Source organism: Streptomyces sp. NPDC028314, from assembly GCF_055565795.1.
Genome location: NZ_JBVHTP010000015.1, coordinates 1 through 13,598 on the forward strand (window position 1 = coordinate 1; position 13,598 = coordinate 13,598).

Consider the following 13,598-nt stretch of genomic DNA (forward strand, 5'->3'; position numbering starts at 1 on the left):
GGAACCTCATCCACCGGAGTGGACGGGGTATCAACTTCTGGCGTTGATTTTTGGCACGCTGTTGAGTTCTCAAGGAACGGACGCTTCCTTTGTACCGACCCTCTCGGGCTTTCCTCCGGGCTTCGTTCTTCGTTTCCAACTCTACCAGATCATTTCCGCGCCCTGCTTCTCGAAAGTCGCAGTCGGCTTGGATTTGAATTCAGTGACCGTTGGGGGTCTGTGCCTTTCGGCGCTCCACCACGTTAGCGCTTTTCCCTTGGGGCTCATAATCGGGCCGTCGGATTCGAATTCGGGCACGCCGAATTCGACCCCGCCAGGGGTAAATCGTAGGTGATGGTTTGGCCGCTCTGGGGGTCTGCTAAGGCAGCGCCCCGTTCAAGCGGCTCGGGCTACGTTAGGCGTCCGCCAGGGGCGAGTCAAGTTGAGCGGCGGCGTGGCGCGTGGGCCCGGTACGGGCTGACCGTCGGGTCGTCGGTGATCCAGTAGCGGTACGGGTGGGCCGCGCCGGCGCCGCCCACTCCCGTGCGGGGGCCGTTGCCCACCAGGTCGGGCGAGGTGGGGGTGCCCGTGAGGAGGGACAGGGGGGTATCGGGGCCTCCGCACAGGTCGGTGCCGTCAAGGGAGCGGTCCACCGCCATGGCCGTGGCCAGGCGGGCCGGGCCTTTGGCCAGTTCTCGGTCGCTTCTGGCCGAAAGCCGACGTTTGCGGGCCAGCTCGGCGCCCACCGTCACCTCGCCGGCGCGCAGCAGGACCCCGCTCGCGTGGCCGGGCGGGCCGCACACCACGTTGAGGCTGAACCACATCCCGTAGATGAAGTAGACGTACGCGTGTCCGGGCGGCCCGAACATCGACGCGTTGCGCGCGGTGCGGCCGCGGTAGGCGTGAGAGCCCGGGTCCGCCTCCCCCTCGTACGCCTCCACCTCGGTGATGCGCAGCTCCAGGGGGCCGTCCGGTGTACTGCGGACCAGGGTGCGGCCCAGCAGGTCGGGGGCCACGGTGAGGACCGGGCGGTCGAAGAAGGACCGGGCCAGGGGCGTACGGTCGGGGCGCGCGCTCATCCGGTTGAGCGTAGTGGAACACGTACACCTGCAACCGGGGCCTAAGGTTCCGCGTTTGTAGAGGTAATCGCTAGAGCCTTCAAGGGGAGTCAGAGCATGGGGTTCAGGAAGCTGTTCGCGAGCCTGGGTGCAGGTGGCGCTTCGGTCGACACGGTCATCACGGAGCCGAACGTCGTTCCGGGCGGCATCGTCCAGGGTGAGGTCCGGATCCAGGGCGGGTCCGTGGAGCAGCAGATCGAGGGGCTGTCCGTCGGTCTCCAGGCGCGGGTGGAGGTGGAGGGCGGCGACCAGGAGTACAAGCAGGACGTCGTCTTCACCAAGCAGCGCCTGGGCGGTGCCTTCCAGGTGGCGGCCGGCGCGCTGCACGTGGTGCCGTTCGGGCTGGAGATCCCGGCGGAGACGCCGATCACCCACTTCGGGGGCCAGCACCTGCACGGGATGAACATCGGGGTCAGCACGGAGCTGGAGATCGCGCGCGCGGTGGACGCGGGCGATCTGGACCCGATCAACGTGCACCCGGTGCCGGCGCAGCAGGCGATTCTGGATGCCTTCCGGCAGCTCGGCTTCACGTTCCGCTCGGCGGACATGGAGCGCGGGCACATCCGGGGGACGCGGCAGACGCTGCCCTTCTACCAGGAGATCGAGTTCCTGCCGCCGTCGCAGTACCGGGGGCTGAACCAGGTCGAGCTGACCTTCGTCTCGGACGGCCGTGAGATGGACGTCGTCCTGGAGATGGACAAGAAGCCGGGCCTGTTCTCCGAGGGCAGCGACACCTACCGCTGCTTCCAGGTGGGGCTCCAGTCGTACCAGGGGACCGACTGGGCGGCGTACCTGAACCAGTGGATCGCCTCCGTCGGTTCGCAGCGCAACTGGTTCTAGGGTCCGCCTAGGCTCGGGACCGGTACTCGTTTCGCGATCAGGAGGTTCAGCAGTGGCCGAGCAGAGCAGGGCACCTCTTCCGCACGATTTCCACCCGGAGGTGCGTTCCTTCTCCGTGGTGAGTGCGGATCTGGCGCCCGGGGCGGATCTGGGTGACGCGCAGGTCCTGTCGGGCGGAAACGTCTCCCCGCAGCTGCGGTGGGAGGGGTTCCCCGAGGGGACGAAGAGCTTCGCCGTGACGTGCTTCGACCCGGACGCGCCGACGGGCAGCGGGTTCTGGCACTGGGTGCTGTTCGATCTGCCGGTATCGGTCACCGAGCTGCCGGCGGGTGCGGGCAGCGGCGGGTTCGAGGGGCTGCCCGCCGGGGCCGTGCACGTACGGAACGACTACGGCACGCAGGACTTCGGCGGTGCGGCTCCGCCGGCCGGGGAGCGGCACCGGTACGTGTTCACCGTGTACGCGGTGGACCAGGAGAAGCTCGGACCGGGTGCGGACGCCTCGCCGGCGGCCGTCGGGTTCAACCTGCGTTTCCACACGCTGGGCCGCGCGCAGCTGATCGGTGAGTACGAGGCTCCTGTCGGCTGATCGTTATCCCGCTGTTTGCCCGGTCCTGGTCTAAAGACGGCCAGGACCGGGCATTTTTATTGCGTTGTCCCGCGTGGCGTGCGCGGCCAGAGTGGTTGCGGGCCTTGCCGCCGGTGTGGTCGCGGGCCTGCACACGGGAGGTGGGCGAGATGCGGGACACGCTGGTGCTGAATGCGAGCTTCGAGCCGCTGTCGACGGTGACGTTGAACCGGGCTGTGGTCCTGGTGCTCCAGGACAAGGCCGTCGTCGAACAGTCGCATCCCGAGCTGCGTGTGCGCGCGGCCACGATGGAGCTTCCGATGCCCCGGGTGATCAGGCTCTGCAGGTACGTACGGGTGCCCTTCCGAAGACATGCTCCCTGGTCGCGGAGGGGGGTGCTGGCCCGGGACCAGCACCGGTGCGCGTACTGCGGGAAGCGCGCGACGACCGTGGACCACGTCCTGCCGCGGGCTCAGGGGGGCGGGGACACCTGGCTGAACACGGTGGCCTCCTGCGCCGAGGACAACCACCGCAAGGCGGCCCGGACTCCGGAGGAGGCGGGGATGCCGCTCCTCCGGAAGCCCTTCGTGCCCTCGCCGGCGGACGCGATGCTGCTGGCGCTGGGGGCGGGCAGCCGGTCGGCGCTGCCCGAGTGGCTGGAGCGCTCGGCCTAGTACCTGTTGCTGTCCGGCCGCGCTGGGCGACGTATCTCCGGTACGTCGCTCAGCGGAGCAGCAGCTGGACGATCGCGAGGATGCCGACCACCACGATGAGCGCGCGCAGGACGGTCGGCGGCAGGCGGCGGCCGACCTTGGCGCCGATCTGGCCGCCGATGGTGGAGCCGACGGCGATGAGGACCACGGCCGTCCAGTCGAACTCGGCGACGAAGAGGAAGAACACGGCGGCGATGCCGTTGACGAGGGCGGCGATGACGTTCTTGACGGCGTTGATCCGTTGCAGGTCCTCGCGGAGCAGCAGGCCCATGAGGCCGAGGTAGAGCACGCCCTGGGCGGCGCCGAAGTAGCCTCCGTACGCGCTGGAGAGCAGCATTCCGCAGAGCAGGGCGGGGCCGCCGTCGGGGTGGGCGGTGTCGCCGCCGGCGGCCTCCTGGCGCTTGCGGAGGGCGGCGGCGAGCCGGGGCTGGAGGACGACGAGCACGAGGGCCAGTCCGATCAGGACGGGCACGATCGTGTCGAAGGAGTCGGACGGCAGGGTGAGGAGCAGGATCGCGCCCGCCAGCCCGCCGACGAGGGAGACGGCGCCGAGCCGCATGATGCGGGCGCGCTGGCCCTGGAGCTCCTTGCGGTAGCCGATGGCGCCGCTGATGGAACCGGGCACCAGGCCGAGGGTGTTGGACACGTTGGCGGTGACGGGCGGCAGGCCGGTGGCGAGCAGCACCGGGAAGGTGATGAGGGTGCCGGACCCGACGATGGTGTTGATGGTGCCGGCGCCGATACCGGCCGCGAAGACCGCGAGGGATTCCCAGGGGGACATCGAGAGCAGAGACATGGACTGAGCCATCCCCTTTACATGAGTGAGTCGCCTCCCCGCCGTGAAGGTCGAGGGGCCTCACTGATCATGCAGGAGGGGGCCGGAGGGTCAGTCGATGGGGGGCTGTTCGCGGCGGTCCGCGGCCGCCTTGTCGCCCGGGTTCCCGCCGTCCTTGCCGGAGTTCTGCGGGTTGAAGCCCGAACCGCCGCCCATGGGGCCGAAGTTGCCCATGGCTCCGGAGAGGCCCTTGAGGGCGTCGCCGATCTCGCTGGGCACGATCCAGAGCTTGTTGGCGTCGCCTTCGGCGATCTTCGGGAGCATCTGGAGGTACTGGTAGGCGAGGAGCTTCTGGTCGGCGTCGCCGGCGTGGATGGACTCGAAGACCGTACGGATGGCCTGTGCTTCACCCTCGGCGCGCAGGGCGGCGGCCTTGGCGTCACCTTCGGCGCGCAGGATCGAGGACTGCTTCTCGCCCTCGGCGCGCAGGATCTCTGACTGCCGGACACCTTCGGCCTGGAGGATCGCGGCGCGCTTGTCGCGGTCGGCGCGCATCTGCTTCTCCATCGAGTCCTGGATGGAGGTCGGCGGCTCGATGGCCTTGAGCTCGACGCGGTTGACGCGGATGCCCCACTTGCCGGTGGCCTCGTCGAGGACCCCGCGCAGCGCGGCGTTGATCTCCTCGCGGGAGGTGAGGGTCCGCTCCAGGTCCATGCCGCCGATGATGTTGCGGAGGGTGGTGACGGTGAGCTGCTCGATGGCCTGGATGTAGCTGGCCACTTCGTACGTCGCGGCCCGGGCGTCGGTCACCTGGTAGTAGATGACGGTGTCGATGTTGACGACCAGGTTGTCCTGGGTGATGACCGGCTGCGGCGGGAAGGGGACGACCTGTTCGCGGAGGTCGATCCGGTTGCGGATCGAGTCGATGAACGGGACGACGATGTTCAGACCCGCGTTGAGGGTGCGGGTGTAGCGGCCGAATCGCTCGACGATGGCTGCGCTGGCCTGCGGGATCACCTGGATCGTCTTGACCAGTGCGATGAAGACCAGAACCACCAGAATGATCAGAACGATGATGATCGGTTGCATGCGGCTCCCCGTGCCCTTCCGGCTGTCTGTGCTGCCCCGTTGATCGGAGTCTCGCAGACCCGGGGGCCGCGAGTCGGCTGCTTGCTCACATGACGACCGCGGTAGCCCCGTCGATGTCCACGACGTCGACGGACTGGCCGGGTTCGAAACTGCTGTCCGAGTCGAGGGTACGGGCGGACCAGATCTCGCCTGCGAGCTTGATGCGGCCGCCACTGCCGTCGACGCGTTCGAGAACGACGGCGGTTCTGCCCTTCAACGCCTCGATGCCGCTGCGGTGTTGGGGCCGCTGGTCGCGGTGCCGGTTGGCGATCGGCCGGACCACGGCGATGAGCGCGACGGACACGATCACGAAGACCAGGACCTGCGCCACCACTCCCCCGCCGATGGCCGCCGTGCCGGCGGCCGCGACCGCTCCGACGGCGAACATGCCGAACTCGGGCATCGCGGTCAGGACGAGGGGGATGCCCAGTCCGACCGCGCCGATGAGCCACCACACCCATGCGTCGATGTTGGTCACATGGTCATGGTAGGTCTGCGGGGCGCGGTCGGGACAGGGTGCGGGGGCCGCCCGCTAGCGCAGCGGCAGGCCCTGGGCGGTCCAGCGGTCGTTCTCGTTGCGCTCGACGACCAGCGGGAGGCCGAAGCAGAGCGAGAGGTTGCGCGAGGTGAGCTCCAGGTCGATGGGGCCCGCGGTGACGACCTTGCCCTGGCGGATCATCAGGACGTGCGTGAAGCCGGGGGCGATCTCCTCGACGTGGTGCGTGACCATGATCATGGAGGGTGCGAGCGGGTCGCGGGCGAGCCGGCCGAGGCGGCGTACGAGGTCCTCGCGGCCACCGAGGTCGAGACCGGCGGCGGGCTCGTCGAGCAGCAGCAGCTCGGGGTCGGTCATCAGGGCGCGGGCGATCAGGGTGCGCTTGCGCTCGCCCTCGGAGAGGGTGCCGAACTTCCGGTCGAGGTAGTCCGTCATGCCGAGGCGGTCGAGGAACGCGCGGGCGCGCTGCTCGTCGACGTCCTCGTACTCCTCCTGCCAGGTGGCGGTCATGCCGTAGGCGGCGGTGAGGACGGTCTCCAGGACGGTCTGCCGCTTGGGCAGCTTGTCGGCCATCGCGATGCCGGCGACGCCGATGCGGGGGCGCAGGTCGAAGACGTTCACCTTGCCGAGGGTGCTGCCGAGGATGGTGGCCTCGCCCTTGGTGGGGAAGAGGTAGCTGGAGGCGACATTGAGCAGGGTGGTCTTCCCGGCGCCGTTGGGGCCGAGGATCACCCAGCGCTCCCCCTCCTTCACCGACCAGGAGACCTGGTCCACCAGCGCCCGGCCCTCGCGGACCACGGATACGTCCACCAGCTCCAGAACATCGCTCATGAGCGTGTTGTCACCCCTTGCAGTCTTCGGATCGTCTGTGCACCGGTAGGCGCAGCCCCAAGGGGAAAACCTACGCCACTGGGGACGGGGTCCGGGCGCCAGGCCGGTCCCCCGGCCCGATCCGTAAAGTAGGGGGATGCTTTTCGAACCACGTTCAGGGCGGCTGGCCGCCTGGGGGAACGCACTGCTGGCCGGTCTGGTCTCGCCCGACGAGGCCGTGTTGTCGATCGTGGGCGAGGACGCCGTGCACCGGGTGGCGGGCCTGCCGGGGGAAGCGGGCCCGGTGGGGCTCACGCTCGCTCTCGGGCGGATGCGCGCGATGGGGGTGTCCGGGCTGCGGATCGCGCTGCCGGCGCCGGGGCATCCGCTGGGGCTGAGCGGGCCGCCGGAGTTCAACGCGCGGGCGCTGGAGGCGGAGGAGGCCGTCATCGCGGTCGGGGCCGCGCTGGGGCTGGTGCCGGAGGTGACCGAGGCCGGGCCCGCGGGGGACGTCCACGTGGAGGTGGTGTGGCACGTGCTGCCGGTACGGGAGGCCCCGCCGGCGGACGTGCCGTCGCTCGGCGAGGCGGAGCGGGAGCTGGCCGAGGCGCTGCGCGAGGCCACGACGGTGCTGACCCGGCTGGACGTGGCGGGGTCGGGGCCGGTGGCGGAGGCCGCGCTGTCGGCGTACCGGGCCCGGTCGGAGGCGGGGCGGGACGCGCTGGCTCCGGGGTATCCGGCGCGGGCGGTGCGGGTGCTGGCGCTGGCGCAGCGGGTGGACCTGATGGTGTCGCTGGCGTACGAGAACGGGCACGGGGGTGCGGTGGCCGCCTCGGAGATGGCGGCGCGGGGCGAGGCCCTGCGGCCGGTGGAGCGGGTGGCCCGCCGTGCGCTGGTCGCGGCGTACAACGCGGCCGTCGAGGAGCGGGAGCGGGACTGACCCGGGCCTCGGGTACCGGCGGGCGGGGCCGGGGCCGGGCGGGGAGTGCTCGCGGGCGGCTGTGACCCGCCCGGGCGGGCCGGGACGTGGAGCGGCCCCGCTTCCCGGGGAGAGGTGGGGAAGCGGGGCCGGGGCTCGGAGGCCGGGCGGGGTGCGTCAGGCGTTGACGCCCGTGTTGCCGAAGGCGCTGTTCAGCAGGCCGATCACGGAGACGGAGTTGCCGACCGCGTTCACCGGGACGTGCACGGGCACCTGGAGCAGGTTCCCCGAGGCCACGCCGGGCGAGTTCTGGGCCTCGCCCTCCGCGGACGCACCGCCGTGCGCCGAGGAGACACCCGCGCCGGCGGCGAGGAGGCCGCCCGCGATCATGGTGACGGCTGCGGCCTTCTTGATGTTCTTCACGTTCTTCGTCCTCCAGTACGTCTGCCGCGGCCAGCCGCCGCGGCACGTCATGGAGAACGGCCGCCGGGCGATCGGGATACGCCATGTGGGCTACATACACCCGACCGTATGAATCTCGGATCAGCTGCCGATGTCCACGATTCCGTGCCTGACCGCCCACAACGCCGCCTGGGTGCGGTCGGACAGGTCCAGTTTCATCAGGATGTTCGACACGTGCGTCTTGACGGTCTTCTCGGACAGGACCAGCGCGCGGGCGATCTCGCGGTTGGACCGGCCGTCCGCGATGTAGGAGAGGACCTCCCGTTCGCGGTCGGTCAGCGCGCCGGGCCGGCCCGCCGACGGGCCCTGGTCCTCCTGGGCGAGCAGGGCGCGGGCCACCTCCGGCTGGAGGAGGACGTGGCCCGCGTGGACGGAGCGGATGGCTCCGGCCAGGGCGTCGGGGTCGATGTCCTTGTAGACGTATCCGGCCGCGCCGGCCCGCAGCGCGGGGACCACGGTCCGCTGTTCGGTGAAGCTGGTGACGATCAGCACGCGCGCCGGGTTCGCCAGCTCGCGCAGCCGCCGCAGGGCCTCGATGCCGTCGGTGCCCGGCATCTTGACGTCCATCAGGATCACGTCGGGCCGCAGCTCCTCGGCGCGGGCGGTGCCCTCGTCGCCGTCCGAGGCCTCACCGACCACCTCGATGTCCTCCTGGACCTCGAGGAAGGTGCGCAGGCCGCGCCGGACCACCTGGTGGTCGTCGACCAGCAGTACGCGGATCCGGCCGGGTGTGTCAGCCACCTGGGACCTCCATCTCGATCGTGGTGCCCCTGCCCGGCCGCGAGCGCACTTCGAGCCGGCCTCCGACGCCGCTCGCCCGGTCCCGCATGGAGACCAGGCCGAGGTGGCGCCCCGCCAGGCGGACGGTGGGAGGGGAGAAGCCCTTGCCGTCGTCCCGTACGGACAGCAGCGCGCCGGTGCCGCGGCGGGCCAGGGTGACCTCGACCGTGTCCGCGCCCGAGTGGCGCAGGGCGTTGTGGAGGGCCTCCTGGGCGACCCGGAGGAGGGCTTCCTCCTGGGTCGCGGGGAGGGCCCGTACGCCGTCACAGGTGAAGGTGACCTGCGCGGTGTGGGCGCGGTCCAGTACGCGGACGTGGTTGCGCAGGGTCGCCACCAGGCCGTCCTCGTCCAGGGCGGCCGGGCGGAGCTCGGTCACGGCCGCGCGCAGCTCGTCGGCGGCTTCGGCGGCGAGGGCGGCGACCTGCTGGAGCTCGCCCTTGGCCCGGGCCGGGTCGCGGTCGACGAGCGCGGTGGCGGCCTGGGCGGTGAGGCGGAGCGAGAACAGCTTCTGGCTGACGGCGTCGTGCAGCTCGTGGGCCAGGCGGGAGCGCTCCTCGGCGATGGTCAGCTCGCGGCTGCGCTCGTAGAGGCGGGCGTTGGTCAGCGCGATCGCCGCGTGCTGGGCGAGGAGGGACAGGAGCTCCTCGTCCTCGTCGGTGAAGGCCTGCCGGCCGCCCGGGGTGCTGCGCTTGTTGGCGAGGAAGAGGGCGCCCAGGGTCTCCTCGCCGTCCCTGATGGGCATGCCGAGGAAGTCGGACATCTCGGGGTGGGCCGCGGGCCAGCCGCCGAAGCGCGGGTCCTGGCGTACGTCGGCCAGCCGCTCGGGGCCGTCCTGGTGGAGCATCGCGGCGAGGATGCCGTGCTGGCGGGGCAGGGGGCCGATGCGGCGCCACTGCTCCTCGGTGATGCCGTCGACGACGAACTGGGCGAAGCCCCCGTGGTCGTCCGGGACGCCCAGGGCCGCGTACTCGGCGTCCAGGAGCTCGCGGGCCGAGGCGACGATCGTGCGCAGGACGTCGTGGACCTCCAGGCGGCGGCTCATGGCCAGCAGCGCGGTGCTGACGGCGGCCAGTCCCGTACAGGGTCCGTTGTGCATGGCCTCACCGTACCGGCGGCTCTGACCTGCGGGATCGGTCCTTGGGCGTAGGACCGGGGGTCCGGGGCATACGGCTGAGGGAGGGGGCCGGCGGGCGGGGGCTCTGCCTTCTGGATGACGGCCGGGGAGGGGTTTGTGGTCCTCAAGGCGGAGAAACGTCACACATTGCATTGCTGATGCAACTCTGGGTGAGACTGTTACGTGGCCGATGTGAGCCCGCACATAGGACCCAGATCACTTACGAAGTTCCCTAGTGGACAGATAAAGACGCTGTCAGCGCTGCTGCGCGTAGAGCCGCGGCCCCAGATCGAGTCCGGGCCGGGGGTGCTGATCCACTAAGCAGCATCGTACGTCACACCTTTGCCAGGCGTTTTTGCCACCGCTAAGAATGACGACGTCGCACAGCGCCGCAGATCCCGGATCATCGCGGCGCTTTCCTGCGGCTCCCGCTATTCGAAGAGGTTGCACACGCATGACCGAGACCAGCACCCCCGGCCACAGTCGTCGTCTGACCAAGGCCCAGAAGCTCTCCTTCGCCGGCATCGCCAGCTTCGGCGCCGCCGCACTCGTCTTCTCTCTCGTCCCGGCCAACGCCGCCGAGCAGAGCGAGACGACCATCTCCGCCGCCCCCGTGGCGTGGACGAAGGTCGTGAACGGCGCCCAGACGAAGACGGTGCAGGCGCACCTCGGCACGCAGCAGGTCATCGCCGTCAAGAAGGCCAAGGACGCCGCGGCCGACGAGAAGGCCAAGGCCGCCAAGGCCAAGGCCGAGGCCGAGGCCAAGAAGGCGCGCGAGGCGAAGGCGGCGGCGAGCCGCTCCGCGACCCGCGCCCCGGTCTTCGCGAACAACCTCGACGGCTGGATCAAGGAAGCCCTCTTCATCATGAAGCGCGAGGGCATCCCCGGCACCTACGCCGGCATCCACCGCAACATCATGCGTGAGTCGAGCGGCAACCCGCTGGCGATCAACAACTGGGACATCAACGCCCAGAACGGCATCCCCAGCAAGGGCCTGCTCCAGGTCATCGCCCCGACCTTCAAGACGTACCACGTCAAGGGCACCAAGTTCGACCAGTACGACCCGGTCGCAAACATCGTCGCCGCCTGCAACTACGCGGCCGACCGCTACGGCTCGATGGACAACGTCAACAGCGCCTACTAGGCCACTGACGCACCAGACCCCCCATGCGCCTCAGGGCGGCCCCCGGACTTCCGGGTGCCGCCCTGAGGCGTTTCGTGCGTACGGCGGTCGGCCCGGCTACTTGCCGGCGCGCATGACCTCCGGCTCGTGGCGGCGCAGCAGGCGCTGTACCAGGAAGCCGCAGGCGATGCCGATCAGCAGCAGGATGGTGATGTCCAGGGTCCACTGGCCGACGGTCGACTCCCAGAGGGGGTCGGTGTTCGTCGGGTTGTCGCGGTCCCACGGCGGCATCAGCTTGCCGAGGTTCAGCGTGGTGCCGGCGGCGGCGATGGCCCAGCGGGACGGCATCAGCCAGGCGACCTGCTCCAGGCCGAGGGAGTCGTAGACCTTGAACAGGATGCCGGTGAAGACGACCTGGACGATCGCGAACATGACCAGCAGCGGCATGGTCTTCTCGGCGGTCTTCACCAGCGAGGAGATCACGAGGCCGAACATCATCGAGGTGAAGCCGAGCGCGATGACCGACAGGCAGAGCTCGACGGCCGGCGGCATCAGCAGGCCCTCGGCGGGCAGGTCGCGCGGGAAGAAGCCGATCGCGCAGATGACCACGCCCTGGATGGCCGTGATGACGCCGAGGACGATGATCTTGGACATGAGGTACGCCGACCGGGACAGGCCGGTGGCGCGCTCGCGCTCGTAGATGACGCGTTCCTTGATCAGCTCTCGGACCGAGTTCGCCGCGCCCGAGAAGCACATGCCGACCGCGAGGATCAGCATGATCGTGCCCGCGTCGCCGTTGAAGTTCGACGGGGGCTTCGGGGGCGCGAGGCCGAAGGTCGCGGGGATCACCGTGGAGACCACGCCCAGGACCGCCGGCAGGATGAGCATCAGACCGATGAAGCCCTTGTCGGACGCGATCACCGACACGTAGCGGCGGATGAGGGTCCACAGCTGCGAGCCCCAGCCCTGCGGCTTCGGCGGGTTCATCTGCTGCGGCGACGGCATCGCGACGGACTGCGGGGCGACCGCGTCGATGTCCGCGGCGTACAGCTGGTAGTGCTGCGAGCCCTTCCAGCGGCCGGCCCAGTCGTAGTCGCGGTAGTTCTCGAAGGCGGAGAACACGTCGGCCCAGGTGGTGTAGCCGAAGAAGTTCAGCGCCTCGTCCGGCGGGCCGAAGTAGGCGACCGAACCGCCCGGGGCCATGACCAGCAGCTTGTCGCAGATGGCCAGCTCGGCCACCGAGTGGGTGACGACGAGGACCGTGCGGCCGTCGTCGGCGAGGCCGCGCAGCAGCTGCATGACGTCGCGGTCCATGCCCGGGTCGAGGCCGGAGGTCGGCTCGTCCAGGAAGATCAGCGAGGGCTTGGTGAGCAGCTCCAGGGCCACGGACACGCGCTTGCGCTGACCACCCGAGAGCGAGGTGATCTTCTTGTCCTTGTGGATGTCGAGCTTGAGCTCGCGCAGCACCTCGTCGATGCGGGCAGCGCGCTCGGACTCGGCGGTGTCGCCCGGGAAGCGGAGCTTGGCCGCGTACTTGAGCGCGGTGCTGACCTTCAGCTCCTTGTGCAGGATGTCGTCCTGCGGGACCAGGCCGATGCGCTGGCGGAGCTCCGCGAACTGCTTGTACAGGTTGCGGTTGTCGTAGAGCACGTCGCCCTGGTCGGCGGGCCGGTAGCCGGTCAGCGCCTTGAGCAGGGTGGACTTGCCGGAGCCGGAGGGGCCGATGACACCGATCAGCGACTTCTCCGGGACGCCGAAGGTGACGTCCTTGAGGATCTGCTTGCCGCCGTCGACCGTGACCGTGAGGTGGCGGGCCGAGAAAGAGACGTCACCGGTGTCGACGAACTCCTCGAGGCGGTCGCCGACGATCCGGAACGTCGAGTGGCCGACGCCCACGATGTCGTTCGGGCCGAGCAGCGTGGTGCCGGACTTGGGCAGCGGCTGACCGTTGACGTAGGTGCCGTTGTGGCTGCCGAGGTCGTGGATCTCGAAGCGGCCGCCGGTGGAGCGGAACTCCGCGTGGTGCCGCGAGACCTGGAGGTCCGAGACGACGAGCTCGTTCTCCAGGGCACGGCCGATGCGCATGACGCGGCCGACCGCGATCTGGTGGAAGGTCGTCGGGCTGCGGTCGCCGTAGGCCGGGGCCGCGCCCTGCGCGGGGCCGCCGCCCACACCTCCGCCCTGCTGCTGCGGGAAGTGCGGCTGGGGCTGCTGGGCCTGCTGCGGCTGCTGAACCTGGTGAGGCTGCTGCTGCCAGGCCTGCTGCTGCGGCTGCTGATGCTGGACCGGAGCCTCGTACGCGGGCGCCTGGCCCTGGTACGCCGGAGCCTGGTGGGCCGCGGGCTGCGGTGCGGCGGCGGCACTCAGATTCAGCCGTGGGCCGTCGGTGCCGTTGCCGAGGTGGACCGGCGTGCCGGGCACGAGCTCGGTCTGCTGGACCCGAGCCCCGTGCACGTAGGTGCCGTTGGTGCTGCCGTGGTCCTCGATGCCCCAACCACGGCCGTTCCAGCTGATGGTGGCGTGCCGCCACGACACCCGCGCGTCATCGATCACCACATCTCCCTGGGGATCGCGCCCCAGCGAGTACGACCTGGACGGATCGAGCGTCCAGGTCCTTCCATTCAATTCCAGTACGAGTTCCGGCACTCCAGCCCCACTTAAGTCCCCCGAGAATCCCCCTGACGTCAGGGAGTCTAGGGATGGCGAACATCCGGGGGAACTATTTCAGGCCCACGGCCACATGTGGAATCGGGGCCTCGCCGGGGTGTCTACGACC

At 70.1% G+C, this 13,598-nt stretch carries 14 protein-coding genes; 5 read left to right on the plus strand and 9 right to left on the minus strand.

Going from position 1 to position 13,598, the window contains the following annotated elements:
* Nucleotides 1-416: 416 nt before the first annotated feature.
* A complete protein-coding gene (locus ACZ4TG_RS29715) occupies nucleotides 417-1,058 on the minus strand; it encodes a DNA-3-methyladenine glycosylase (protein WP_468168326.1) in 642 nt (213 codons plus the stop codon).
* 96 nt (nucleotides 1,059-1,154) lie between these two features.
* Here ACZ4TG_RS29715 and ACZ4TG_RS29720 point away from each other — a divergent pair, with 96 nt between their 5' ends.
* The 3 genes from ACZ4TG_RS29720 to ACZ4TG_RS29730 all read left to right on the plus strand — a co-directional run bounded on the left by ACZ4TG_RS29720 (nucleotide 1,155) and on the right by ACZ4TG_RS29730 (nucleotide 3,176).
* Nucleotides 1,155-1,937, plus strand: a complete 783-nt coding sequence (locus ACZ4TG_RS29720; RefSeq protein WP_468168329.1) for a sporulation protein — start codon at nucleotides 1,155-1,157, stop codon at nucleotides 1,935-1,937.
* A 52-nt stretch (nucleotides 1,938-1,989) separates the two neighbouring features.
* Nucleotides 1,990-2,523: a YbhB/YbcL family Raf kinase inhibitor-like protein gene (locus tag ACZ4TG_RS29725; protein WP_468168332.1), complete on the plus strand. Its 534-nt coding sequence runs from the start codon at nucleotides 1,990-1,992 to the stop codon at nucleotides 2,521-2,523.
* A gap of 149 nt (nucleotides 2,524-2,672) precedes the next feature.
* Nucleotides 2,673-3,176, plus strand: coding sequence for an HNH endonuclease (locus ACZ4TG_RS29730; RefSeq protein ID WP_468168335.1), 504 nt, complete (start codon nucleotides 2,673-2,675; stop codon nucleotides 3,174-3,176).
* 49 nt (nucleotides 3,177-3,225) lie between these two features.
* On the opposite strand, the gene ACZ4TG_RS29735 is transcribed toward ACZ4TG_RS29730, so the two are convergent.
* The 4 genes from ACZ4TG_RS29735 to ACZ4TG_RS29750 form a co-directional block, all read right to left on the minus strand.
* Nucleotides 3,226-3,996, minus strand: a complete 771-nt coding sequence (locus tag ACZ4TG_RS29735; protein ID WP_468168876.1) for a sulfite exporter TauE/SafE family protein — start codon at nucleotides 3,994-3,996, stop codon at nucleotides 3,226-3,228.
* A 105-nt stretch (nucleotides 3,997-4,101) separates the two neighbouring features.
* Entirely contained in the window at nucleotides 4,102-5,079 is a 978-nt protein-coding gene (locus tag ACZ4TG_RS29740) for an SPFH domain-containing protein (RefSeq protein WP_468168338.1), read from the minus strand.
* 85 nt (nucleotides 5,080-5,164) lie between these two features.
* Entirely contained in the window at nucleotides 5,165-5,596 is a 432-nt protein-coding gene (locus ACZ4TG_RS29745) for an NfeD family protein (RefSeq protein WP_468168341.1), read from the minus strand.
* 54 nt (nucleotides 5,597-5,650) lie between these two features.
* Nucleotides 5,651-6,445: an ABC transporter ATP-binding protein gene (locus ACZ4TG_RS29750; RefSeq protein WP_468168344.1), complete on the minus strand. Its 795-nt coding sequence runs from the start codon at nucleotides 6,443-6,445 to the stop codon at nucleotides 5,651-5,653.
* Between the two features lie 136 nt (nucleotides 6,446-6,581).
* On the opposite strand from ACZ4TG_RS29750, the gene ACZ4TG_RS29755 reads away from it, so the two are divergent.
* Entirely contained in the window at nucleotides 6,582-7,364 is a 783-nt protein-coding gene (locus ACZ4TG_RS29755) for a hypothetical protein (protein ID WP_468168347.1), read from the plus strand.
* A gap of 156 nt (nucleotides 7,365-7,520) precedes the next feature.
* Here ACZ4TG_RS29755 and ACZ4TG_RS29760 read toward each other — a convergent pair whose 3' ends face one another.
* The 3 genes from ACZ4TG_RS29760 to ACZ4TG_RS29770 all read right to left on the minus strand — a co-directional run bounded on the left by ACZ4TG_RS29760 (nucleotide 7,521) and on the right by ACZ4TG_RS29770 (nucleotide 9,681).
* Nucleotides 7,521-7,766 carry a chaplin gene (locus ACZ4TG_RS29760; protein ID WP_468168350.1) on the minus strand — a complete coding sequence of 82 codons (246 nt, stop codon included), beginning with the start codon at nucleotides 7,764-7,766 and terminating at the stop codon, nucleotides 7,521-7,523.
* A 120-nt stretch (nucleotides 7,767-7,886) separates the two neighbouring features.
* The gene (locus ACZ4TG_RS29765) at nucleotides 7,887-8,546 is read right to left on the minus strand and encodes a response regulator (RefSeq protein WP_468168353.1); all 660 of its coding nucleotides are present in this window, start codon (nucleotides 8,544-8,546) and stop codon (nucleotides 7,887-7,889) included.
* Entirely contained in the window at nucleotides 8,539-9,681 is a 1,143-nt protein-coding gene (locus ACZ4TG_RS29770; protein WP_468168356.1) for a GAF domain-containing sensor histidine kinase, read from the minus strand. The genes ACZ4TG_RS29765 and ACZ4TG_RS29770 overlap by 8 nt, the downstream gene beginning before the upstream one ends.
* 472 nt (nucleotides 9,682-10,153) lie before the next feature.
* On the opposite strand from ACZ4TG_RS29770, the gene ACZ4TG_RS29775 reads away from it, so the two are divergent.
* A complete protein-coding gene (locus ACZ4TG_RS29775) occupies nucleotides 10,154-10,843 on the plus strand; it encodes a transglycosylase SLT domain-containing protein (protein WP_468168359.1) in 690 nt (229 codons plus the stop codon).
* A 96-nt stretch (nucleotides 10,844-10,939) separates the two neighbouring features.
* Here ACZ4TG_RS29775 and ACZ4TG_RS29780 read toward each other — a convergent pair whose 3' ends face one another.
* The gene (locus tag ACZ4TG_RS29780; protein ID WP_468168362.1) at nucleotides 10,940-13,468 is read right to left on the minus strand and encodes an ABC transporter ATP-binding protein/permease; all 2,529 of its coding nucleotides are present in this window, start codon (nucleotides 13,466-13,468) and stop codon (nucleotides 10,940-10,942) included.
* Nucleotides 13,469-13,598 lie beyond the last annotated feature (130 nt).